The sequence below is a fragment of the Thiomonas sp. OC7 genome, from assembly GCF_900634595.1.
In the GTDB taxonomy this organism is placed as follows: Bacteria; Pseudomonadota; Gammaproteobacteria; order Burkholderiales; family Burkholderiaceae_C; genus Thiomonas; species Thiomonas arsenitoxydans.
The window spans coordinates 788995-811470 of the sequence record NZ_LR131953.1 but is presented as its reverse complement, the minus strand read 5'-3'; the positions used below and the strand labels follow the sequence as shown (position 1 = coordinate 811470).

Below are 22476 nucleotides of genomic sequence, written 5' to 3'. Positions count from 1 at the left end.
GGTCATCGACCGAACCACAAACGGTACTGCAGACTCCACTGCCGGTTCAGGCCTGAGGTGTTCTGCTGGCGCTGGTAACTCAAAGACAGTTGATCGGGCCCGAACACCGGGCCGTGCAGCCCCAGGTTCAGGTTATTGGTCAGCCCCAACCGGCGTGATTGCAGCACATCGACCTCGGCATAGGGCATCCAGCGGCGGGTGTAGGTGTCGCTGTGCGCCATATTGAAGCCGAAACCCAGGCCGTACACATCGTCACCGGCCGGGATGAAAAACGCGGCATTGGGCGCGGCGCCGCCCGGCACCAGCGGCGCGTAGTCGGGCAGCGGCGGCCCGGCGTTGGCGCTGAATTGATTGGAATAGCCCAGCAGCTTCACACTGAGGTCGGGCTCGCTGCGGCGAAACCAAAAGCCCAATTCGAATTGCGTGCTCGCGCCATGCCCCAGCGGATTGCCGCGGCGGGTGTCATACGACATCACCGCCGTGCTCACATTAGCCCACACCCGCCCGAAATCGCGCGACAGTCGCAGCGCCAACCGGTCGCGCGCGCCTGCGATCTGCAGCGGGCCGGATTCATCGGCCACGGCGTGGTGTTCCGCTTCAAGCTGCGCCCGTACCTGACCCGGAAGCTGCGTGCCGCCCTCGATGCGCCAGCCACTCAAGCGACCCACGGCGGTGTTGTGGGTGAGCGTGCCGCCGAGTTGCGAACGCTCGCCCTGCCACTGCAGGCCGAGCTCCGCGTCGCTCCAGGTGGACGGCACGCCGACCAGCGCCGCGGTGTTGTTGCTGTGCATGGACTGGCGGCTGGCTTGCGCCTGCAGCCGCCACTGCCCGCCGAGTTGCAGCGACAACCGCAGCACCGGCCCCTGGCGGATCACGTTATCGATCTGGCGATGTTCCAGCGTAACGGTGGCGCGGTGCGCCAGCGCCAGTTGATGCTCGGCGGTCTGCCGGGCCAGGGCTTGCAGCGCGGGGTTGTCCTGGCCGCGCTCGGCGGCCGTCTCCAGCACTTTTTCGGCGGTCGCCAGGGCCTGCAGCGGCCGACCGGCAACGCGCTCGGCCTCCGCCCGGTCTTGCGGCAGCAGAGGGCGGGCCGCGCCTTGTTGCAACAGCCGATTGACAGCCTCGCGGTCGCCCGCGCGCAGCGCCATTTGCAGCTCGATGGATTGCCGCGCCGCCGGGGTGAGCACGCGCCGCGCCAGCCACCAGCGGGCGGCCGAATTCGTGTCCAGGCGCAGCAGCCAGTCGGCAATCGCGGCGTTGGCCTGCAGGGTTTGCGGGCCGGTCAGATCGCCGCTGCGCAGCTTGTCGCGCAACTGTCCGAGCAACGCTTGTTGACCCGCGCCATCGAGCCGGGCGTGACTCAGGCGCAGGCGGGCGAGCAGTGCGTTCAGTTCCTGGTCGGTGGTTTTGCCGACAGATTTTTTCCCGCTAGCGGCGGCTTTTTGCAGCAGCGCCCACGATTGGTTGTAGGCCGCCTGCGCGCGGCGGCTGTCACCGGCCTGCGCCAGCAGATCGCCGTAGTTGAGCAGCCAGAGTGCATCGGTCTTTTTGCGGGGGTAGAGCTGCTGCCCGTAGCGCACGGCGGCGGCGTTATCGCCCAGGGTTTGCGCCGCGGCGGAGAGCACGTCGAGGCCATTGGGCAGGCCTTGCAGGCTGCGGCTGTAGAGTGCCACGTCTTGCCGCAGGGCGTCGAGCTGGTTGGCATCGATCAGCATCCACAGCAGGGCGATCTGGTTATCGGTATTGCCGGGTGAAAGACGCAGGGCCTCGTGCAGGTCGGCCAGCGCCCGGTCGGTACGGCCCAGCGCGCGCCAGACCTGCGCGCGTGCGGCGTACATCTGCGGCTGCTGGCGCAGCGGCGCGCCCGCGGCACTGCCCAGCACGACGCGTTCCCACTCGGCGATGCCTTGGGCGCTGGGCTGACGCACCAGCGATTGCAGCCACAACAGCGCCAGCGCCTCCGACGGGGCCTTGGCCCAGGCCTGCGGCAGCAGACGCAGCGCGGCGGCGTCGCCCTGCGATTTTTGCGTGAGCATGATGAAGCGTTGCAGCTGATAGGGCTTGATGCGGTCGCGCAGTTGCGGGTTGTTCCAGATGCTGCCGTAGGCGCTTTGCGCGCTGCGCTGTTCGCCCATGTCCCAGGCGATGTCGCCCAGCAAACCCTGGTGCGCAGCGAGCAAATCGACATCGTTGCAAGGCGGGGTTTGGGCGGCGGCGCTGCCATCGGTGATGACTGCAGCAGCGGGCGCGTTGTGGCAGGGCGTGTCATCCGAGAGGTGCTGGGTTTGCTCAAGCGTCTGCTGCGCCTGCTCGAACTGGCCGTTTTGCAGCAGGGCGATGGCGTAGTCGATACTGCCGCGCAGACTGAGCGTGCCGCGCGCGAGCGCCTCGGCGTACGTCGCCAGCGAAGCGTCCACCTCGCCCATATTGCCCAGCAGCCAAGCCAGGGAGGTGAGCACCTCGGGCTGCTTGACCGCAGCCTGGCGCAGAATGCTCACCGCTTTTTCAGGATGGCCGCGTACCTCCAGCGCCTGGGCGTATTGCAGCCACTCATCTGTGGTGAGCGCGGTGTGCGCGGCGCGTTGTTCCCAATAGGCGTCCAGGCCGCTGCTCGAATGCAGCGCGAGCGCCAGCCGACGTAGTTCGTCGAGGGCGTGGCGGGTGAACTGGGCGCGCAGCAGGGCGATCCACTGTTGCATGGCGGCGTCGGGCTGGCCGCTCCACTCCAGCACCTGGGCGCGGCGTTCGGCCCAAGTGCGACTGCCCGGCTGCTGCGCCAGCGCGGCATCGCCGATGTGCACCGCGCCGCGCAGATCGCCCCCGGCCAGCAGCACTTGCCAGGCCAGTTCGCGCTGCGCCGCAGTGAGGGCCTTGCCCAGCGCGGCGGCGGGCAGGTCGAGATCGACGGCTTTGCGCAGCCAGTCACCCGCCTCGGCGGGCTGGTTGGCGCCCAGTGCCAGCTTCACCATGAACCACGCCATCTGCGGCGCAACCGCGCCTTTGCCCAGCGCTGCAGCGGTCTGGCGATAGGCCTGCGTCGGATCGCCTAAGGCCAGCAGAGCGCGGGCGGCCTGCTCGATGAGTTGCTCACGCTCGGCCTCAGTCACCCGGGTCTTGGCGGTGGCGAACAAGACCTGCGCAGCCAGTGGCTCGGCGTGCACGCCCACCAGCAGACGCGCAGCCTGCAGTGCGGCGGCGGGCGGCAGCGGCAGAAATCGGGTCAACATACCGGTGAGCCGCTGCACGGCTTGCGGCTCGTCGAGGCCTTGCAGCAGCATCAGGGTGTCGCGCCATTCGTTGAAGTTGGCGGGTTGGGTGCGCTGCAGCAGCGCGGAGAGGGCCTGCCGGGCCTGCGCTTCTTCTTTTGTCTTCCCCAGGGCGCGGGCATCGAACCAGCGGGCCTTCCAGATTTGCAGCCGAAGGGCGTCGGCCTGCGGGGTGTGCACCGAACGCAGGGTGTCAAGGGCTTGTTGCGATTTGCCGATGTGCATATAGCGCTGCGCCAGCATCAGGCGCAGGTCGATATTGCCGCCGCGCAGATCGACGAGATGGCGCAGGTAGTCGATGGCCAGCCCGTCGTCGGCGCTGGTGCTCAGCAGCCGCATCAGGTTCTGCCCCGGATAGACCAGCGCGAGCGTTGCGGCGCACAACAGGCCCAGCCCTAGCAAGGCGCCACGCGGAAATAGACGACTGCGCTGCGGATCGTCTGGAGAGATGTGCAGCGGGTCGCGGGTGGCGGGGCGGGTTTTTTCCAGCATTGAGGCGGATTGTCGGTCAGCGCTCGGTCGGTCAGGCCCGCTTCAGCGTGAGATCGACGGTGCCGCCGCTGCTGCTGACCCGCACCGCTGCGGCCGCCTGCTCGACTTTCGCCCCTTTGGCCGCCTGCACGCTCCAGCCGGAGGGCAGTTGAAACAGGGCTTCGACGGGCAGATGTCCTTGCAGGCTGATTTGTACGCTGCGGTCGTTTTGCACGGCCCAGCGGGTGACGTCGGCATTGGCCTCGATCAGACGCGGGACAGTCGCGGCCGGGGACTGGCCCGCGGCTTGGCTACGCAGCACGGCCTGTCCAGCCGTCGCGTGCAGATAACGCTGCTGTTCATGCTCGTTCCAGCCGACGAGGTTCTGGCAATTGGCCAGTGCGGGCGTGGCGGCGGTGACAGGCTGGGTCCACTGGCGCATTTCTGCCCCGCTGCGCAGACGCCAGCCACCGGCCAGCAGCCGGGCCACCGTGGCTTGCCGCCAGTCGTTGACGCTGCGGAAGTATTGGTGGCCGAAGATGGCGTGCGTGGGTTGCTTGAGCGCCCATTGGTAAACGAAATGCAGGCTCTTGGCGCCCGCGGCCTTGGTGACGATGTAAGGGTGGTAATACAGGTCAATGGGCTTGATGCGGCGCGGAGAGTCGGTAATCTGATAGCTCTCGACCACGCGCTCGAAGCCGAAAAACGGGCCGGTCCAGTTGTGAGTAAAGTCTTCCTCATTCGACTGCGCGGCATACACCTGAAAATACTTGCCCTTGGGAATGCCCATGGGCCAGATGTTCGACAGGGTGGGGCTGGTCTTGCTGATGGGTGCGCCGCCGCCGTTGATATTGCCCAGGCCGGTTTGATAGGCCATGGCCACGGCCTCGTCAGGCGGATTGCAGTCGCCAGGCCAGAGAATCATGTTGCATTTCTTGCCGGGCGGGCAGAGCTTCTGGTCGATGAAGTCTGCGGCGCCGACCACATTGCTCTTGGTGCTGAAGGTGTAGTTGGGCAGCGGCAGGTAAAAACCGTAGGGATATTCCTTGCTCGGCTTGCCCAGGCTGTGGGTCTTGCTTGCCTCCACCCAGTTGAACGGGTGCGACCAGGTGTGACTGCCGACTTCCACCCAAGGCAGGGCGTACATGCGTTTGGCCCATTTCTGCGACTGATCGGCCAGTTTGGGATACAGCCCTTCGTGGCTGATTTCGCCGATGATCACCGAGCCCAGCGTGGGTACCTTGTATTTTTCGAGGAATTCGGTGATCAGCACTTCGCAGGCCAGCGGCGAGCCGGGCTGGTCACAGGCGTTGGGCCAACCGTCGCCGTCGAAGTGCACGAAAAACGCCCGTCGCCCGGTGCGGGTGGTGATGTCGGGCATGGGGTCTGCGCCCACGCGCAGCGCCGCGCGGAAAAACTCGATCGGCTCGACCGACCAGCGCGTGCCGGTGTTGCCCGGTAGATTGAACACGCCGAACCCGCCCAGCGCATATCCGCCCCAAAGCGTGATGGCGGCGCCGTCCATGCTCCGGCCATCGGCGCCGGTGGCGCGCAGCCAGACCTGCGATCCGGCACTGGCAGTCAGCGGCACCGTGTCTTGCGGGCTGATGAGTGGTATGACTTCACCATTGGGCGTGCCGGGCTGGCGCTGTACCTTGATCGGCGCGGAGAGTGAGTTGTCGCCGATGTGCTCGCCGAGATCGTCGAGCACACCGAGATCGGCATACCCCAGCACAGCCACGGGCACACCTTCAGCCTTGGCGCGCTTGAGCAGAGTGCGGATGTCCGGTGGAATCTTGCCGTCATCGGGGTAGAGCACCACGGCGGCATAGCGGCCCGCCAGCGGTTCGGTGATGGCGGGGGCGCCGACAAAACGGTATTCCGGAACCAGGCCGAGATATTCCAGCGGCATGGCGCCGTAAAGGTGCGCGCTCTGCGCCTGCAGCTCCGGGCTGTCGCCCTGTTCGCAGGAATGCAGCAACAGCACGCGGCGCGGCACCAGCTCGACTGTGCCCACGCCCAGGCTTTCCAGCGTGGGGTCGGCCACCCAGGGAATGAGCCCTTGCGCGGCGATTTGCTGCGCCGTCTGCCGGGCAGCAGCGCGGTCTTGCGGGGCGCAATAGTCGATGGCGATGCACGGCAGCTTGAACCGGCTGCGCATCTCGCCAAAGCGGGCGAGCAGCCATTCGCGGTCGTCGGCCTTCACTTCGACATAGGTGGTTTCGGCTTGATTCCAGCCGCGATAGAGCGATTCGGCGGCCACGGCCAGAATGCTCGGCGCCAGGGTGGCGTCGACCAGCTCGAAGCCGCGGTTGAGCATCAGGCGGATGCCCGGATAGGCGGCAACCAGGCCGCGCAGGGTTTCCGCCAGCGCCTTGGCCTGTTGTTGCTGCGCCTGCGGGCTTTTAGCCAGCAGTTGATAGGAGTCGAGGGTGTCGAGGAAAAAGGCGCGAAAGCCCGCGTCCCACAGCGGTTTGACGATGCGCTCGCGCAGGAATTGCGGCCAGCCGGCGGCGGTCTGGTCGATCACCCTCGAACCCCAGGCGGCGTTCGACGTCGGCAGCCAAGCCTTGGGCATGTCGGCGTAGTAGGGCCGATCCGCAGTGACTTCGCCCACCGAGACATAGGCCAGCGCCAGGGTGTCCTGCCCCAGCGCGGAGACCATTTTTGTATCTTGCGCCAGGGCATGCTGCGGTTCGAGCACCACCCAGTCGAAGGCGCGCAGATCGTCCACCGGAATGCGGGCGCCGTAGTAAAAAGCGACTGCGGGCGGCGTGGTGTTGCCGCCCTGCAGGCAGTCGGGGCAATTTCCGCAAGTGCAGGCGGCGGACTGGGCCAGGGCTCGGCCGGCAGTGGCGCCGAGCAAGCCCAAGCCCAACAGGCCTCTGCGGCCCAAAGGGTTGGCAAGCAGGCGGCTCTGCGCAAGAGATTGGAGAAATTGGCGGCGTTGCATGAGGAATTTCAGGGTGGACGACACACGTTCAAAGCGCGCCTTGAAGTGAACCGTTCTGTGATCTACACGGACTATGTCCGCAATTTTCCATGAGTTTTGGGAGCGCTTATAGGGTTTGCCTGGGGATTTGGCCTGGAACTGTGATTTTTTACGCTTAGGGCATAGTTTGGAGGAGTTTTGATGGCGGCGTTCCCCATGCAGACGATGGGCTGGATCGATACCCACGCCCATCTCGATGCCGCCGAGTTTGGCGGACGGGCGCGGGAGGTGGCTGCTCATGCCCGGCAGGCGGGGGTGGTGGGCGGGGTGATTCCGGCCGTCGAGCGCAGCAATTTCGACACGGTGCGTGAGCTTGCCCAGACCTGCGGGTGGGCCTACGCCCTGGGCATTCATCCGCTCTATGTCGACCGGGCGCAAGAGGCCGATCTGGAGGCGCTGCGGCACAGCGTGGGCGAGGCGTTGGTCGATCCGCGTTTTGTCGGTTTGGGCGAGATCGGGCTGGATTTTTTCGTCCCCGGACTCGATCTCGAAAAACAGCAGCGTTTCTATCAGGCGCAGTTGCACATCGCCCGCGACTTTGATTTGCCGGTGATTCTGCATGTGCGCAAATCGCAAGACGCCTTGCTCGCCGGACTGCGCCGCGCGGGCTTCGGGCCAGGACGGCCCGCAGGCATCGCCCATGCCTTCAACGGCAGCCTGCAGCAGGCGCAGGGCTTCATCAATCTGGGTTTTTCTCTGGGATTCGGCGGCGCCATGACCTTCGAGCGCGCGCTCAATATCCGCCGACTGGCGGCCGAGGTTGCCGAGACCGCGCCGGTGCTCGAAACCGATGCGCCCGATATCCCGCCGGTCTGGCTTTACCGTCCGCGCGAGGCGCGCGACGACTCGCCCCCGACCCCCAACTCGTCCGAACAGTTGCCCCGCATCGCGCAAACCCTGGCCATGCTGCGCGGCTGGTCGCCGGAACAAACGGCCCGGCAGACCACGGCCAATGCCCTGCGCGCCTTGCCGCGCTTAGGCGGTGCGTTGAACCTCGGGATCGAATCTGGGGCTTGATTTTTGAAGTCTTGACCGTATCTGCCTGTAGGTTTTTTCTTTTCTTTTTCCGCACGCACCATGAGCACTGAACAAACTACTCCTGCCCCTGCCGCCGCGCATACCCACGCCTTTCAGGCTGAAGTGCGGCAACTGCTGCACCTCGTCACCCATTCGCTCTATTCCAACCGCGACATCTTTTTGCGTGAGCTGATTTCCAACGCCTCCGACGCCTGCGACAAACTGCGCTTTCAGGCCATCGACGACGCCTCGTTGATGGAGGGCGATGCCGATCTGCGTATCCGCATTGCGGTGGACGCCGAGAAGCGCACGCTCACCATCAGCGACAACGGCATCGGCCTGAGCCTAGAAGAGGCGGTCGAGCATCTGGGCACCATCGCCAAGTCGGGCACGCGCGAGTTCATGCAAAAACTCGGCGACAAACAAAAGCCCGATGCGGCGCTGATCGGACAGTTCGGCGTGGGCTTCTACTCCGGCTTCATGGTGGCCGAGCGCATCACCGTCGAGTCGCGCCGGGCCGGCATGACGCAGGCCGAGGGCGTGCGCTGGGAGTCCGACGGCACGGGCGAGTTCACGGTGGAAACCATCACCCGCGCCAAGCGGGGCACCGATGTCATCCTGCACCTGCGCGCCGATGCCGACGACACGCCGCACGAGGACAAGATCGACAAATACCTGCGGGTGTGGACGCTCAAAGACCTCATCGGCAAATACTCCGACCATATCTCCCTGCCCATCGAAATGCGCAAGGAGAAGTGGGACGCCGAGCAGAGCAAATACGTCGCCACCGACGAGTGGGAGCAAATCAACAGCGCTGCGGCGCTGTGGACGCGCAGCAAGTCCGAGATCACCGAAGAACAATATCTCGAGTTCTACAAACAACTCAGCGGCGACAGTCAGCCGCCGCTGCGCTGGACGCACAACCGCGTCGAAGGCCGCAGCGAATACACCCAGTTGCTCTACATCCCGGCCAAGGCGCCGATGGACTTGTGGGACCGGCAGCAGAAAGCCGGGGTCAAGCTGTATGTCAAGCGCGTATTCATTACCGATGACGCCGAAAGCCTGATGCCCACCTATCTGCGCTTCGTGCGCGGGGTGATCGACAGCGCCGATCTGCCGCTGAATGTGTCGCGTGAAATGCTGCAGGAAAGCCGCGATGTGCGCGCCATCCGTGAAGGCTCGGTCAAGCGCGTGTTGTCCATGCTCGAGGACCTGGCGGGCAGCGAAGACCAGGCCGAGCGCGACAAGTACGCCGCGTTCTGGGCCGAGTTCGGCGCGGTGCTCAAGGAAGGCTTCGGCGAAGATTTCAGCAACCGCGAGCGCCTGGCCAAGCTGTTGCGCGCGGCCTCCACGCTCAGCGAGGATGATGCGCCGAGCGTGTCACTGGCCGACTATGTCGCGCGGATGAAAGAGGGCCAGAAAGCCATCTACTACATCACCGCTGAGACGCCGAAAATCGCCCGCTCCAGCCCGCAGCTCGAAATCTTCCGCAAGAAGGGCATCGAGGTGCTGCTGCTCACCGACCGGGTAGACGAATGGATGTTGGGCTTCCTCAATGAGTTCGACGGTAAGCCGCTGCAATCGGTGGCGCGCGGGGCGGTCGATCTCAGCGACATCAAAGGCGCGGAGGACAAGGCCGACGAGGCCAAGGACGACAAAGAGCCGTCTGCCGATCATCAGGCCCTGATCGAGCGCTTCAAGCAGGCTTTGGGCGAGCGGGTGAAAGAGGTGCGCATTTCCAAGCGGCTGGTCGATTCTCCGGCCTGTCTGGTCGCCGCCGACGATGGCATGAGCGCGCATCTGGCGCGCTTGCTCAAGCAGGCCGGGCGCGACGAAATACCCTCGACCCAACCGGTGCTGGAGATCAATCCGGCGCATGTGCTGGTCAAGCGCGTGGCGACTGACGATGCCCATGCCGACGATCTGGCTCAGGTGGTGTTCGATCAGGCCTTGCTGGCCGAAGGGGGCCAACTCGACGATCCGGCGGCTTATGTTCGCCGGGTCAACGCTTTGCTGGCGGGCTGAGCCGGGGTATCCCGGGCTGAACACTTCTCCCGGGTTGGCTTTGGCCCGACCGGGGGTTCTCAGCTTGGTTTCAGCTCACCCAGCTGACCACGCTGAGCATGGCCAGCAGCAGCATCCACAGCAGCACCGAGCGCCACACCAGCCCCACCACATTGCGTAAATGCGCGGGCTGGGGGATGGCGCCGGGCATCGTGGCTGCAAGGCCGCTCATGCCCAGATCGCCGTTCTCGCCTTCCTGGGTCCAGCCGGGCTCTGTCGGGGCGGCGGGCGTGGCAGCGGCTGTTGCTCCGAGCCGAATGCCTACTGCGCCCGCGGCAGAGGCCAGCATCACCCCGGTATTGCGGTTGGCCCAGAGCTGCGAATAGCCGCGCCAGACATCGACGGCATCCTCGAAATTGCCGACGATGGCGTAACCGCTGGCGGTCAGGCGGGCGGGCGCCCAGTCGAGCAGGTCGAAGGCTTTTTGCGAAAAGCTCTGCAGCGCGGGGCTGGCTTCGCTGTCGGTCTGATTCCATTTGCCCGCCACATAGTCGCTGAGGCGATATAGCACGGCGCCCGCCGGGCCGATGGGCAGAATGAACCAGAAGAACACGCCCAGCACATAGCGCTGCACCGACACCAGGGCATGTTCGATGGTCTGCTGGGTGACATCACTGGTGCTCATGTCCACGGTATCGAGCGCTTTCCACTGTTTGAGCAGGCTGCGCGCGGTGGCTGCATCGTTGTGATTGAGCGCGTCCTGGATATCAGTGAAGTAGTGGCTGAACTGGCGAAAACCGAGGGTGAAATACAGCACCGCCACATTCCACGCCAGGGCCAGCAGCAGGCTGTAGTGCAGCGCGACGAGATAAATCGCCAGTGTGATCAAGGCGGGCAGCAACACGGCGATGAACCAGGCCGCGACGCCGTGATGCGGCCGTCCCGCATCGAAGTTGCGCGCGGCAACATCGGCCAGACTCTGGCGCAGCCGATACACGGCGCTGCCGCGGCCCAGGGGTTTGAGTTGCTCGACAAGCAGGGCGATCAGAACGGAGAGAAAAGCCATGCATCTATCCTAAGGCAACCCTGAACAAGCCTTTTGCGCCTCGCAGCTTCGTTGGGCCGTGTCGTTGGGCTGTGCGGGAAGGGCTGGGCTTGGCCTTACGCAACCAGCAAGCGGTACAAATTGCGCAGCATGGCGGCCGTCGCGCCCCAGATGACGTAGCGCTGCCCGTTTGCGACATAGGGCATGACCAGAAAGCGGCGCCGCACGGCAACAGGGTTGGGCGCAACATCGTTGCCCGGCCTCCACTCCCTAAGCTCGTGATGCCGGGGGTTCATCAGGAAAGCCAGCGGTACTTCGAAGACCTCGCTGACCTCGTCGGGTTGAGGCTGCAGGTTTTCAGCGGCGGGAATGAGCGCCACCACGGGGGTGACGGCGTAACGCGATGCAGTGCAATACAGCGGCAGCGTGCCGAGCACTTCGGCCCCCGCCGGGCGCAGGCCGATTTCCTCATGGGCCTCGCGTAGTGCGGTTGCGGCAGGATGTATGTCCTGGCGGTCGCAGCGCCCGCCGGGGAAACTGATCTGGCCGGCATGTTCGTGCAGGTGGAGATTGCGGCGGGTGAGCAGCACCTGCAGGCCTTCGGCGCGCGGTACCAATGGAATGAGAACGGCGGCGCCTCGCAGCGCTTGGGAACTCAGGCGTAGTGAATCTTCAAACAGCTCCGGTGTCCACGCGGTGGGTGAGGCAAAGCGGCGCCGCAGCCAATCCGGCTCAAACCGCTCCGGGGCGACGGCGGGCAGACCGTCATCGCGGCCGATCAGGTCAGCGCTTTCGGGGTCGATGGGCGTGAGGCGAAGAATGGACACGTTTGATGTAGAAAACAAAAAAGCCGACGTGCAGTGCAAGTCGGCTTCGGCGGTGATCCGGCTGGGCCGGTATGACCAGGGACAAACGCTGATTAGGCCTCTGCAGTTGCGTTTGCCTGAGCCGCGGCGGCAGACTTGAGCACCAGTTTTTCCTTGATGCGTGCGGACTTGCCGGAGCGGCTGCGCAGGTAGTACAGCTTGGCGCGGCGCACATCACCACGACGCTTGACTTCGATCGACGCGATCTGCGGCGAATACAGCTGGAACGTACGCTCCACGCCTTCGCCGGCCGAGATTTTGCGCACGATGAAGCTGGAATTCAGCCCACGATTACGCTTGGCGATCACCACGCCCTCGTAGGCCTGGTTACGTTTGCGGTTGCCTTCAACCACCTTGACGGACACGATGACAGTGTCACCCGGGTTGAACTGCGGAAAAGTTTTGCCAGCGCTGACGCGGGCGATTTCTTCCTGCTCCAGAGTTGCGATCAGATTCATTTCATGCTCTCCAATGATCTTGCCGTGCCGGTGTGGGTCAGTTGTGGTTGCCGCAGCGCTGATGATGCACTAACAAGTGCAGTTAGCCTAGCGGCTAGGCCAGCAGAGGATCAAACCTGAAGAGTATACCCCAGAGCAGCCAGAAATCGCAGATCTTTCTGGCTCAACTGGTTGGCAGCCTGCATCTGCGCGATCAGGTCAGGGCGCCGCTGCAAGGTCAGGCGCAAAGACTGTTCCCTGCGCCATTGAGCGATGCGGGCATGATCGCCGCTGAGCAGGGCTTCGGGCACGCCGTGGCCCTGATAGTGCTCGGGCCGCGTGTAATGCGGACAGTCGAGCAGACCGTTGGAAAAGCTGTCCTGCTGGGCTGAATCGGCGCTGCCCAGCACGCCTGGCAGCAATCGGCAGACGGCATCGAGCAGCGCCAGGGCCGGAATCTCACCGCCCGAGAGCACGAAGTCGCCCAAGCTGATCTCCGCGTCCACCCGGCGGTCGATCAGGCGTTGATCCACACCTTCGTAGCGGGCGCAAAGCAAGGTCACGCCACCGGATTGGGCCAGGTCTTCCACGAGTCGCTGGTCGAAGCGCCGTCCGGTCGGCGAAAACAGCCAAACCGGGGCTTGCGGGTGCGATGCAAGACGCCGGTCGTCGGCGATGGCGTCTAGCGCTTGTTCCAGCGGCTCGGCCAGCATGACCATGCCGGGGCCGCCGCCGTAGGGACGGTCATCGATGGTTCGGTGCGCATCGGTGGTGAAATCGCGCGGATTCCAGCATTGCAGTTGCAACTGTCCCGAGTCGAAGGCGCGGCGCGATACGCCGTGGTACTTCAGCGGCTCGAAATAGGCGGGAAACAGGCTGATGACATCAAAGCGCAGCATGGGGCGGGTCAGTCGTAACTGGCGTCCCACAGGGCGATGATGGTCTTCGCGGGCAGATCGACCGAGACGATGTAAGCCTCGACGAAGGGAATCAGCCGTTCGCGCGGTTTGGCGTCCGCGCTGGCCTGCGGAATCTGCACGCGCAAAACGGCGTGGGCGGCGCTTTCCATCAAGCCAATGACCCGGCCGAGATCGGCCCCTTCCGGGCTGCGCACCTCGCAGCCGATCAGGTCGGCCCAATAGAACTCGCCCTCGTCAGGTGGGGGAAAGTCGGCACGTCGCACGGCGATCTGACGCCCGCGCAGCGCTTCGGCGCCGCTACGGTCTTCCGGTCCTTCGAGCAGTGCGACCAGGGCGCTGCCGTGACGCCGAACCAGACGTACCGCAATCGGCGTGGGCTCGTTTTCAAAGCCTGGACGGCTGAGCCACCAGGTCTTGGATTTGAGCAACGCGGTCGCTTGCGGGGCGTCCGGGGCGACCTTCACCCAGCCGCGCACGCCCCAGGCGTCGAGGATATGCCCCACGAGGTAAAGATCGTCTGGAATGGCCACTTACAAGCCGGTGCGCGGATGAAAAAAGCAAGTAAAAAGCGGGACGACTTTTCAGCCGACCCGCTGCAGGCAAAACCCGTCAGGCTGACCGATCAAGCAGACTTCTGCGCGGTTTTTACCAGGCGCTGCACGGTCGGGGAGACCTGTGCGCCCACGCTGGTCCAGTGGTTCAGACGCTCGGTCGCAATGTGCAGGGGCACTTCGGCGCCACGGGCAACCGGGTTGTAATAACCCAGGCGCTCGATGTAGCGACCATCACGACGGCTACGTGAATCGGTGGCGACGATGTGGTAGAAGGGGTGTGCCTTGGCACCGGCACGGGTCAGACGGATCACAACCATTTTGCTTCCTTGTCAAAAAAATGAGAGCCAACGAGGGGGTCGTGGGCCATGTGTTTGGGCATCGCTTGGGTCAAGCGCTGGCAACCAACCGCGTGGAACCAGGCTTTCTGGGTAGGTGCCTTGCAGCAAATACCGGTGTTGTAGGGCAGCCGTCCGTCGGACGAGTATTGCCTTCAAAAACTTGGGGCGCGGCGCTCGAATAAACTCGCCATTATAAACATGCTCATCTCCCGTAATGCACTTCATGCCTGAATTCACCATTCGCGCCGCCGCTGCGGCAGATGTACCCGCTGTCACCGCCATTTATGGTCATCATGTTATGCATGGCACAGGCACCTTCGAAACCCTGGCGCCTGACGAGGCCGAGATGCTGCGCCGTCTGCAGGAAGTGCAGTCGCGCGGGCTGCCTTGGTTGGTCGCCGTGCGCGGCCAGGAGATCATCGGCTACGCCTATGCCAACTGGTTTCGAGCGCGCGAGGCTTTCCGGTTTACGGTCGAAGACTCCATCTACATTGCCCCGAACGGCTTGCGTCAAGGGGTTGGCGGCCAGTTGCTTGATGCCTTGATCGACACATGTACCCGAAGCGGGATGCGGCAGATGCTGGCTGTCATCGGAGATTCCGCAAACGCCGGTTCAATCGGTCTGCACCAGGCGCGTGGGTTCGAGGAACTGGGGCGTATGCCGGCAGTCGGCTGGAAATTTGATCGCTGGCTCGATGTCGTGTTCATGCAACGCGCGCTGGGCGCGGGCGCCGAAACCTCTCCGATTTGACGGCCCGCCATGACTGCTCAGACCGGATTCAAAAATAAATTCACCGCCGCTTTACTGGCTCTGCTGACCGGCGTGCTTGGCGGTCACCGATTTTACCTGCGCGGCTTGCGAGATCCTTTGGCCTGGCTGCACGGCCCCTTGTTTCTGTTGGGTTTGCTTGGGGTTTGGCGCTTTGTCGCCCATCATCAAGATGACCCGCTGACTTGGGCCTTGCTGGCGGTTTTTGTCGCCGTGGTGATCGCTGTGGTGGTGCAGACTCTGGTGATCGGCCTCACTCCGGACGCCAAATGGGATGCGCGCTGGAACACGGCGGCTGACCGTCGCAGTCAGAACGGCTGGGGCCCGGTGCTGATCGTGATCTTTGCGCTGTTCATGAGCGTGGGTTCGCTCACCGGTGGGCTCGCCTATGTGCTGCAGCGATTTTTTGGCGGTAGTTGAGCGAGAGATGAGGGGCTCAAGTCACAGCGGCCCGAGTTTTTCGATCGCCTGCCCTTCGGCGACGCGCTGTTCGGCCAGTTCGGCGACGCGCGTGCCGTCGATGCGGCCTTCCAGCCAGATTTCGGCCAGCGGGGCCAGCACGAAGGCGCGCTGTGCCATACGCGGATGGGGCAGGGTCAGCCGTTCGCTTTGGCGTTGCAGACTGCCGTAGAGCAGAAGGTCGAGATCGAGGGTGCGCGGGGCGTTGATTTCGCCGCTGGGGCGCTGGCGGCCGAGGTCGGATTCGATGCGCAGCAGCGCGTCGAGCAAGGCGTCGGGCGATAGGGCGGTGCGCACCAGAATGACGGCGTTCCAATAATCGGGGCCGCTGGCGTGTTGCGGTGCGGTGCGGTAGAGGCTGGAGCGGGCGGCGACGCGCGTCAGCGGCAGGGCATCGATGGCTTGCACCGCAGCACGCAGGGTGGCTGCGCCGTCGCCCAGATTGGCGCCAAGGGCGACGAACGCTTCGACGTCATCGGCGCAGGACATCGCGTTTCACTCGGAACTGTCGTTGCTGGCGCCGTCGGCAGGGTTCGCTTCAGACGGTTTTTTGCGCCGCCGCCTCCGCCGGGGTTTGCTGGCTGCGCTGGGCTGCGGCGCGGTGGCGAGCATGTCGGCACGGCCCTCGGCGTCGGCGAACTGGAAAGCCTCCCACCATTGCACCAACTCCGGCTCGGCCTGGCCGCTGCGCGCGCGCAGGCTGAGAAAGTCGTAGGCAGCGCGAAACCGTGGGTGTTCGACCAGACTGTTGGCATAGCGCGGGGTGCGGCGTTCGAAGCGCGATTGCAGCGACCAGATTTCGCGCATGTCGGTGGCGATGCGCCGCTGGATGGCCAGGCGCTCGGCCTGCGCGGCCAGCACTTCGTCAGCGGCCTGATCGAGCGCCATGAGGGGGGCGATGCCTTCGGCCAGCAACGCGTTCCAGCGTTGCTCCACGTCATGCCAAAGCAGGCAGGCGAAGAGGAAACTGGGGCTGGCGGTCTTGCCTTGGGCGATGCGCTCGTCGGTGTCTTGCAGCGCATTGGTGATAAAGCGCTCGCCCTCGGGTTTTTCCAGTACGGGATCGAGCAGCGGCAGCAGGCCGTGATGCAGGCCCAGGCGGCGCAGTTGTTGCAGCGAGGCGACCGCATGGCCGGTCTGCAGCAGCTTGATGGTTTCGTCGAACAGGCGAGCGGCCGGCACATTGGCGAGCAGATCGGCGCTGGGGCCGATGGGCGCGAGCGTGGCCGGGTCGATATCGAAGCCGAGTTTGGCGGCGAAGCGGGCGATGCGCAGCATGCGCACCGGGTCTTCGCGGTAGCGGGCGGCGGGGTCGCCGATCATGCGCAGGCGCCGCTCTTTGAGGTCTTTCATGCCTCGGTGGTAGTCGACCACCACGTCGCGGATCGGGTCGTAATAGAGCGCGTTGATGGTGAAGTCGCGGCGCTCGGCATCGTCGTCGAGCGTGCCCCAGACGTTGTCGCGCAGCACGCGGCCGCTGCTGTCCACCGCCAGGGTCTTGTCGGCCAGGGCGCGGCGCGAGGTGCGCTCGTTGCCGTCCACAGACTCGGCGGCTTGCGCATCGTGCAGGGCGCGGTAGGTGGAGACCTCGATGATGTCGCGGCCATACATGACGTGCACGATGCGAAAGCGTCGGCCGATGATGAAAGCGCGCTTGAACAGCGGCTTGACCTGCTCGGGCGTGGCATTGGTGGCGACGTCGAAGTCTTTGGGCTTGAGGCCCAGCAGCAGGTCACGCACCGCGCCGCCGACGATGTAGGCCTCGAAACCCGCCTGTTGCAGGGTCTGCACGGTGTTGCGGGCGTTCTGCGAAAGGCGGCTGGCGTCGATTTGGTGCTGGGAGCGGGGCAGGTCGCGGCGTTGGCCACGGTTTTGCGGGTTGGTTTCGGCTTTGTTCGAGGTGAACAGGCGACTGATGAATTTGCGGATCATGTCAACAACTGAAGTGTGGGCCAGCCTTTTTCCTGGGCGACGGCGGCCAGCAAGGGGTCGGGATGGACGACCACGGGGTGGGTGGCGTGTTCGAGCAGGGGGCGATCATTGATGGAGTCGCTGTAGAACCAGATCTGGTCGAAGTCGTCCCAGCCCAGTCCTTGCGCGGCTAGCCATTGTTCGGTGCGAACGATCTTGCCTTCGCGGAACGAGGGAATGCCCACCCAGTTGCCGGTGTAGCGGCCCTGCGCGTCGCGTTCGAGTTCGACGCCGATGAGGTGCTCGACGCCGAAGGCGTCGGCGATGGGGCGGGTGACGAAGGTATTGGTCGCAGTCACGATGCAGCACAGATCGCCTGCGGCTTTGTGACGGTCGACCAGTTGCTGCGCGGCCGGTTGCATTTGCGGCTGCACGACGTCGCGCATGAAACCGGCATGCGCGGCGTGCAGTTCGTCGAGGTCGCGCCCGGCAATCGGCTGCAGGGCGAAACGCAGATAGGCGGCGAGATCGAGGGTGCCGGCCTTGTACTGCCGATAGAACGCCTCGTTCTGCTGGCGGTGTTGCTCGGCATCGACCCAGCCCAGCTCGGCAACGTACTGCCCGAAGGCGTGGTCGGAGTCGAAAGGAATCAGCGTGTTGTCGAGATCGAAGAGGGCGAGCTTGCGCATGGAGTGTGAAGGCTGGGTCTGTAGGGATCAGCCTGAAACGGATTCGGGCGACGCCGCGTGCAGCAATTGCGGCTGTGCGGCCAGCAGCGATTTGAGCAGAGGCACGGTGGCCGGTCGCTGCGCGGCCAAAGCATAGCGGTCAAACGCGGCCATCAGTACGCCCAGTTGCGACAGGTCGCGGCTGAGGTGGGTCAGCATGTAGTGCAGCAATTCGGGACTGAGTGAGTAGCCGCGTTCGTGCGCCAGGCGCTGAAGCACGCGGGCGCGCACGGCGTCGTCGGGCGCTTGCAGGCGCAGCGCCAGTCCCCAGCTCAGGCGGGTGCGCAGGTCGGTGCGCAGGGGCAACGCGGCTGGGGCGGCGTTGCCGCAGGCGAGAAAGGCGAGCTCGGCCGAGCGGGCGGCGTTGTATAGACCGAACAGCCAGTCCTGCTGCCAGTCGGAAAGCTGCTGCGCGTCGTCCACCGCCAGCAGGCCGCCGGCTTGTTGGGCGAGCAGATCGGTGACATCCGGCCAGGCCGATGCGGGGGTTTGCGGGGTGAGCAGCAGCGCCCAACGTCCTTGTTTTTGGAGCTCGTGGCAGGCGGCCCACAGCAGGTGGCTTTTGCCGCTGCCGGTCTCGCCCCAGAGATACAGCGCATTGTGGCGGCGCTGTTGCAGCAGATCATGCAGCGCTTGCAGCGCTAGCGCATTTTCGGGCTGAACGCCGGGATCGAAATTGTCGAAGCTGCGCTCATCCTGCCATTCCAGCGGCAGAATCTGCTGGCGCGTAGTTTGCAGCATGGGTCAGACGAACAGCGCGCTCTGCCGGTACCAGGCCAGCAGGCGGCGCACCACGACCAGCAGCACGGCGCCCGCGGGCAGGGCCAGCAAAATGCCCCAGAAGCCGAAAAGGGTGCCGAAGGCCAGCAGAATGAAAATGACCAGCAGGGGATGCAGACCAATGCTCTCGCCGACGAACTTCGGGGTGATGTACATGCTTTCGATCAACTGGCCGATGCCATACACGATGGCCACGGCAATCACGCCGTACCAGCTCAGAAATTGCAGCGCCCCGGCCAGCAGTGCTAGCAGCAGGCCCAGGCCGAAGCCTACATAAGGGACGAATACCGCCAGCCCGGTGAAGATGCCCACGGGCAGGGCCAGATTGAACCCGGCAATCACCAGGCCGAGGGAGTAATAGAACGCCAGAATCAGCATGACCAGCAACTGTCCGCGCAGATACTGGCCGAGGATGACGTCGCAGTCATGAAAAAAACTCAGCACGGCGTCGCGGTGTTTGGGGGGGATAAGACCGCGAATTCGCACCAGCGTTGGCGTCCAGTCGAGCAGCAGATAAAAGGCCACGACCGGAATCAGCGTCAGATTGCCCAACAGAACCAGCAGGCTTATGCCGCCAGTGCTGGCTGAGCGCAGCAGCAGTCCGGCCCAGTCTTCTCCGTGCGCGGACAGGTATTTGGACAGAGTCTGCTGCACGCTGGCGGTATCGAACTTCACATGAATGTCGAATCGCGCCAGCAGCGGGGTGCCCCAGTTGATGATGGTCTGGAGCAGCAGCGGGAATTTTTCGCGGATCAAGGGCACGATTTCAGTGACCACAGGCACCAGCAAGAGAAACAGGCCGACGAAAAGACCGATGGCCACGATGATCGCCACCGCAGCGCCGAGTGCGCGCGGAATGCGTCGCCGCTTGAGTCGCTCGACCAGCGGATGCAGCACGTAGGCCAGCGTCAGCCCGACGAGAAAGGGCATCAGGATGCTGCCGAGCAGCCAGATCAGCCAAAGCGCGACAAGGCCGATGACCAGCCAGATGAGGGCATTCTTGACGGGAGGGGTCAGGAGCATGGGGGCGGTCGGGGCGTCGGGGAAAAAGGCTTGCGCAACGGCGCCAGCGTCGGAGCGAAGCAGCAGGCGCGTGCGCGCTCTCGATAAAATCTTCGCCTTGGCATTTTATGCGGGGCGGGTGCTGCGCTCCCGTTCCTCTTCCTCTGCTGCCCATCATGCAAAAAACTCCCCTGACTTATCGCGACGCCGGTGTGGATATCGACGCTGGAGATGCGCTGGTCGATGCGATCAAGCCCCTGGCCCGGCGCACGCTGCGCGACGGCGTGCTGGCGGGTATCGGCGGCTTCGGGGCGCTGTTCGAGGTGCCCAAGCGCTATCGCGAGCCGGTGCTGGTGTCCGGGACGGATGGCGTGGGCACCAAGCTCAAACTCGCGTTCGAGTGGAACCGACACGACACGGTGGGCATCGATCTGGTGGCGATGAGCGTCAACGATGTGCTGGTTCAAGGGGCCGAGCCGCTGTTCTTTCTCGACTATTTCGCCTGCGGCAAGCTGGCGGTGCAGACCGCCACGCAAGTGATCGGCGGCGTGGCGCAAGGGTGCGAGCAGGCCGGTTGCGCGCTCATCGGCGGCGAGACTGCGGAAATGCCCGGAATGTATCCGGCGGGCGAATATGACCTGGCGGGTTTTGCCGTGGGCGCGGTGGAGAAAAGCGGCATCATCGACGGCCGCACCATTGGCGCGGGCGACCGGGTCATCGGCCTAGCGTCGAGCGGCGCGCATTCCAACGGCTATTCGCTGGTGCGCAAGATCATCGCTCGCATCGGGCCGGACGAGCTGCCTACAACGCTGGACGGACAGGATTTCCGCAGCGCGGTGATGGCGCCGACGCGCATTTACTGCAAACCCGTGCTGAAGGCGCTGGCGCAGCACACCATCAAGGGCATGGCCCATATCACCGGCGGGGGTTTGAGCGAAAACATTCCGCGCGTGCTGCCCGAAAATGTGCAGTGCGTGCTCGACCCTTCCACCTGGGGCCAGACCGGGTTGTTTGCCTGGCTGCAACGCGAAGGCGGCGTGGATGACGCCGAAATGCGCCGCACCTTCAATTGCGGCGTGGGCTTCGTGCTCGTGGTGGCCGCGGCCGAGGCCGAGGCCGTACTCGCCACCCTGCGTGCCGAAGGTGAGACCGGCTGGATCATCGGGGATATTCAGCCGCGTCCTCAAGCCGATGCGCATCAGGTGCGCTACACCGGCTGAGCCCGGTTTTACTGAAACGCCACTTCGTCGAAGCTGCGCAGCTTGCGGCTGTGCAGACGCCCCATGGTCTGCTGACGCAGCCGCGCGATGGCGCGCAGGCCGATGCGCAGATGCTGCTCGACTTGCTGGCGATAGAACTGGTCGGCCATGCCCGGAAGCTTGAGCTCGCCATGCAGCGGCTTGTCGCTCACACACAGCAAGGTGCCGTAGGGCACGCGGAAGCGAAAGCCGTTGGCGGCCACCGTGGCGCTTTCCATGTCGAGCGCAATCGCCCGGCTCTGGCTGAAGCGCCGATCGGGGCCGGGGTAGGGCAGTAGTTCCCAGTTGCGGTTGTCGGTGCTGGCCACCGTCCCGGTGCGCAGCACGCGCTTGAGTTCGTAGCCGTGCAACTGGGTGATGTCGGCCACGGCGCCTTCGAGCGCCTGTTGCACCTCGGCGAGCGGCGGAATGGGCACCCACAGCGGCAGTTCCTCGTCGAGCACATGGTCTTCGCGCACATAGCCGTGCGCCAGCACGTAGTCGCCTAGGCGCTGCGAGTTACGCAGCCCGGCGCAGTGGCCGAGCATGATCCAGGCGTGCGGCCGCAGCACGGCGATGTGGTCGGTGATGTTTTTCGCATTGGCCGGGCCGACGCCGATATTGACCAGGGTGATGCCGCCGTGACCCGGCAGGATGAGGTGATACGCCGACATCTGCGGCAGTCGGGTGGAGGCCTGTCCCTCGGTTCGCGCCGCGCCCTGGGCGGTGGCCCGGTGGGTGATGACGTTGCCGGGTTCGACGAAGGCGGTGTAGGGCGCATCGTCGTCGGTCGCAGACGCGGCGGGCTGGCTCATCAGAGCATGCGCCATGCGCACGAATTCATCGACGTAGAACTGGTAGTTGGTGAACAGCACGAAGTTCTGGAAGTGTTCGGGCGCGGTGCCGGTGTAGTGCTGCAGGCGGTGCAGCGAGTAGTCGATGCGCGGAGCGGTAAACAAGGCCAGCGGCATGGGCTGGTCGTTTGGCGTGTCGTGGGTGCCGTTGGCAATGCCGTCGTCCATCGCGGCCAAATCGGGCAGATCGAAAATATCGCGCAGTTGCTGGCGCTGCTCGACGCTGAGATGGCCTTCGACATGCGCCTGACCGGCAAAGCCGAAATGCAGCGGAACTGGCTGTTCACCCACCCCGATTTCCAGCGCAACGCCGTGGTTGGTCAGCAGCAACTGGAACTGGGCGAGCAGATAGTCGGCGAACAGATCCGGCCGGGTGAGGGTGGTTTCGTAAACGCCGGGAGCGGCGACGAAGCCGTAGGCCAGACGCGAGTCGGGGTGCGCCACGCTGTCGATGCGCACCCGAACCACCGGATAGCAGGCCCGCACGCGGCCGGGCGGCAGAGTGCCCGCGATGAACTCGGCCAGCTTGTCGCGCAGATGGGTGACGGCGGCGGCATAGAGGGCCTGCACCTGATCGAGCGCGGCTTGCGCGTCGGTGAAGATGGCGCTGGCGGTCGGGGCGGGGCAATGCAGGGCGTGAGGGCGGTGCGACATGTTGCAGGCTGATGGCGAGAAGTGGCGGAACGATGGCCGGTATTGTCCACCCGGAGTTTTTCACATCACCAGGAGTCTGTCGGGCTTGGGGCGCCGCAGCGCCGTTTTGCAGCCCGCGATCCTCAAGTCCGACGGATTCCTAGAGCGCGCGGCGGCGAATGCAATATGCTT

Annotated in this window: 19 protein-coding genes; 5 read left to right on the top strand and 14 right to left on the bottom strand. The window is 64.7% G+C overall.

Going from position 1 to position 22476, the window contains the following annotated elements; genetic code table 11:
• Nucleotides 1-2: 2 nt before the first annotated feature.
• Nucleotides 3-3758, bottom strand: a complete 3756-nt coding sequence (locus BIO17B3_RS03835) for a tetratricopeptide repeat protein (RefSeq protein WP_156053096.1) — start codon at nt 3756-3758, stop codon at nt 3-5.
• Nucleotides 3759-3789: 31 nt separating this feature from the next.
• The gene (locus tag BIO17B3_RS03830) at nt 3790-6690 is read right to left on the bottom strand and encodes a bifunctional glycoside hydrolase 114/ polysaccharide deacetylase family protein (RefSeq protein ID WP_156053095.1); all 2901 of its coding nucleotides are present in this window, start codon (nt 6688-6690) and stop codon (nt 3790-3792) included.
• A 180-nt stretch (nt 6691-6870) separates the two neighbouring features.
• On the opposite strand from BIO17B3_RS03830, the gene BIO17B3_RS03825 reads away from it, so the two are divergent.
• Together BIO17B3_RS03825 and htpG are read left to right on the top strand one after the other, a co-directional pair.
• The gene (locus tag BIO17B3_RS03825; protein WP_156053094.1) at nt 6871-7746 is read left to right on the top strand and encodes a TatD family hydrolase; all 876 of its coding nucleotides are present in this window, start codon (nt 6871-6873) and stop codon (nt 7744-7746) included.
• 60 nt (nt 7747-7806) lie between these two features.
• Complete coding sequence (gene htpG / locus BIO17B3_RS03820) at nt 7807-9771, top strand: molecular chaperone HtpG (protein ID WP_156053093.1); 1965 nt, start codon at nt 7807-7809, stop codon at nt 9769-9771.
• Between the two features lie 70 nt (nt 9772-9841).
• Here htpG and BIO17B3_RS03815 read toward each other — a convergent pair whose 3' ends face one another.
• From BIO17B3_RS03815 to rpsP, 6 genes are all read right to left on the bottom strand, one after another.
• Nucleotides 9842-10816 (bottom strand): CobD/CbiB family protein, encoded by a 975-nt coding sequence (locus BIO17B3_RS03815; RefSeq protein WP_156053092.1) that lies wholly within the window; start codon nt 10814-10816, stop codon nt 9842-9844.
• Nucleotides 10817-10911: 95 nt separating this feature from the next.
• Complete coding sequence (locus BIO17B3_RS03810) at nt 10912-11622, bottom strand: CoA pyrophosphatase (protein ID WP_156053091.1); 711 nt, start codon at nt 11620-11622, stop codon at nt 10912-10914.
• Between the two features lie 92 nt (nt 11623-11714).
• Nucleotides 11715-12119: a 50S ribosomal protein L19 gene (gene rplS / locus BIO17B3_RS03805; RefSeq protein ID WP_013105313.1), complete on the bottom strand. Its 405-nt coding sequence runs from the start codon at nt 12117-12119 to the stop codon at nt 11715-11717.
• 110 nt (nt 12120-12229) lie between these two features.
• A complete protein-coding gene (trmD, locus tag BIO17B3_RS03800; RefSeq protein WP_232054353.1) occupies nt 12230-12994 on the bottom strand; it encodes a tRNA (guanosine(37)-N1)-methyltransferase TrmD in 765 nt (254 codons plus the stop codon).
• An 11-nt stretch (nt 12995-13005) separates the two neighbouring features.
• Nucleotides 13006-13548 (bottom strand): ribosome maturation factor RimM, encoded by a 543-nt coding sequence (rimM, locus tag BIO17B3_RS03795; protein ID WP_013122724.1) that lies wholly within the window; start codon nt 13546-13548, stop codon nt 13006-13008.
• A 92-nt stretch (nt 13549-13640) separates the two neighbouring features.
• Nucleotides 13641-13889, bottom strand: coding sequence for a 30S ribosomal protein S16 (gene rpsP, locus BIO17B3_RS03790; protein ID WP_013105316.1), 249 nt, complete (start codon nt 13887-13889; stop codon nt 13641-13643).
• 244 nt (nt 13890-14133) lie between these two features.
• Between rpsP and BIO17B3_RS03785 the strand changes: the two genes are divergently transcribed.
• Together BIO17B3_RS03785 and BIO17B3_RS03780 are read left to right on the top strand one after the other, a co-directional pair.
• Complete coding sequence (locus BIO17B3_RS03785; RefSeq protein ID WP_156053089.1) at nt 14134-14661, top strand: GNAT family N-acetyltransferase; 528 nt, start codon at nt 14134-14136, stop codon at nt 14659-14661.
• 9 nt (nt 14662-14670) lie between these two features.
• A complete protein-coding gene (locus tag BIO17B3_RS03780) occupies nt 14671-15099 on the top strand; it encodes a TM2 domain-containing protein (RefSeq protein WP_156053088.1) in 429 nt (142 codons plus the stop codon).
• A gap of 21 nt (nt 15100-15120) precedes the next feature.
• On the opposite strand, the gene folK is transcribed toward BIO17B3_RS03780, so the two are convergent.
• Genes folK through BIO17B3_RS03755 form a run of 5 tightly spaced genes read right to left on the bottom strand, consistent with a single transcriptional unit; the run spans nt 15121 to nt 19580 of the window.
• Complete coding sequence (gene folK / locus BIO17B3_RS03775) at nt 15121-15627, bottom strand: 2-amino-4-hydroxy-6-hydroxymethyldihydropteridine diphosphokinase (protein ID WP_156053087.1); 507 nt, start codon at nt 15625-15627, stop codon at nt 15121-15123.
• Nucleotides 15628-15633: 6 nt separating this feature from the next.
• Nucleotides 15634-17070, bottom strand: coding sequence for a polynucleotide adenylyltransferase PcnB (gene pcnB, locus BIO17B3_RS03770; protein ID WP_156053086.1), 1437 nt, complete (start codon nt 17068-17070; stop codon nt 15634-15636).
• Nucleotides 17067-17738 (bottom strand): HAD family phosphatase, encoded by a 672-nt coding sequence (locus BIO17B3_RS03765; RefSeq protein ID WP_156053085.1) that lies wholly within the window; start codon nt 17736-17738, stop codon nt 17067-17069. Before BIO17B3_RS03765 ends, pcnB begins: the two co-directional genes overlap by 4 nt.
• A gap of 27 nt (nt 17739-17765) precedes the next feature.
• The gene (gene hda / locus BIO17B3_RS03760) at nt 17766-18518 is read right to left on the bottom strand and encodes a DnaA regulatory inactivator Hda (protein ID WP_156053084.1); all 753 of its coding nucleotides are present in this window, start codon (nt 18516-18518) and stop codon (nt 17766-17768) included.
• Nucleotides 18519-18521: 3 nt separating this feature from the next.
• A complete protein-coding gene (locus BIO17B3_RS03755; RefSeq protein ID WP_013122729.1) occupies nt 18522-19580 on the bottom strand; it encodes an AI-2E family transporter in 1059 nt (352 codons plus the stop codon).
• A 155-nt stretch (nt 19581-19735) separates the two neighbouring features.
• Here BIO17B3_RS03755 and purM point away from each other — a divergent pair, with 155 nt between their 5' ends.
• Nucleotides 19736-20779 carry a phosphoribosylformylglycinamidine cyclo-ligase gene (purM, locus tag BIO17B3_RS03750; protein WP_156053083.1) on the top strand — a complete coding sequence of 348 codons (1044 nt, stop codon included), beginning with the start codon at nt 19736-19738 and terminating at the stop codon, nt 20777-20779.
• A gap of 8 nt (nt 20780-20787) precedes the next feature.
• Here purM and BIO17B3_RS03745 read toward each other — a convergent pair whose 3' ends face one another.
• Complete coding sequence (locus BIO17B3_RS03745) at nt 20788-22305, bottom strand: AMP nucleosidase (RefSeq protein WP_156053082.1); 1518 nt, start codon at nt 22303-22305, stop codon at nt 20788-20790.
• Nucleotides 22306-22476: the final 171 nt, after the last annotated feature.

What these genes read in the sequence shown, in the direction of transcription:
- BIO17B3_RS03835 (WP_156053096.1), bottom strand. Translation starts at nt 3,758, where the DNA reads ATGCTGGAAAAAACCCGCCCCGCCACCCGCGACCCGCTGCACATCTCT.
- BIO17B3_RS03830 (WP_156053095.1), bottom strand. Translation starts at nt 6,690, where the DNA reads ATGCAACGCCGCCAATTTCTCCAATCTCTTGCGCAGAGCCGCCTGCTT.
- BIO17B3_RS03825 (WP_156053094.1), top strand. Translation starts at nt 6,871, where the DNA reads ATGGCGGCGTTCCCCATGCAGACGATGGGCTGGATCGATACCCACGCC.
- htpG (WP_156053093.1), top strand. Translation starts at nt 7,807, where the DNA reads ATGAGCACTGAACAAACTACTCCTGCCCCTGCCGCCGCGCATACCCAC.
- BIO17B3_RS03815 (WP_156053092.1), bottom strand. Translation starts at nt 10,816, where the DNA reads ATGGCTTTTCTCTCCGTTCTGATCGCCCTGCTTGTCGAGCAACTCAAA.
- rplS (WP_013105313.1), bottom strand. Translation starts at nt 12,119, where the DNA reads ATGAATCTGATCGCAACTCTGGAGCAGGAAGAAATCGCCCGCGTCAGC.
- rpsP (WP_013105316.1), bottom strand. Translation starts at nt 13,889, where the DNA reads ATGGTTGTGATCCGTCTGACCCGTGCCGGTGCCAAGGCACACCCCTTC.
- BIO17B3_RS03785 (WP_156053089.1), top strand. Translation starts at nt 14,134, where the DNA reads ATGCCTGAATTCACCATTCGCGCCGCCGCTGCGGCAGATGTACCCGCT.
- BIO17B3_RS03780 (WP_156053088.1), top strand. Translation starts at nt 14,671, where the DNA reads ATGACTGCTCAGACCGGATTCAAAAATAAATTCACCGCCGCTTTACTG.
- folK (WP_156053087.1), bottom strand. Translation starts at nt 15,627, where the DNA reads ATGTCCTGCGCCGATGACGTCGAAGCGTTCGTCGCCCTTGGCGCCAAT.
- pcnB (WP_156053086.1), bottom strand. Translation starts at nt 17,070, where the DNA reads ATGATCCGCAAATTCATCAGTCGCCTGTTCACCTCGAACAAAGCCGAA.
- BIO17B3_RS03765 (WP_156053085.1), bottom strand. Translation starts at nt 17,738, where the DNA reads ATGCGCAAGCTCGCCCTCTTCGATCTCGACAACACGCTGATTCCTTTC.
- hda (WP_156053084.1), bottom strand. Translation starts at nt 18,518, where the DNA reads ATGCTGCAAACTACGCGCCAGCAGATTCTGCCGCTGGAATGGCAGGAT.
- BIO17B3_RS03755 (WP_013122729.1), bottom strand. Translation starts at nt 19,580, where the DNA reads ATGCTCCTGACCCCTCCCGTCAAGAATGCCCTCATCTGGCTGGTCATC.
- purM (WP_156053083.1), top strand. Translation starts at nt 19,736, where the DNA reads ATGCAAAAAACTCCCCTGACTTATCGCGACGCCGGTGTGGATATCGAC.
- BIO17B3_RS03745 (WP_156053082.1), bottom strand. Translation starts at nt 22,305, where the DNA reads ATGTCGCACCGCCCTCACGCCCTGCATTGCCCCGCCCCGACCGCCAGC.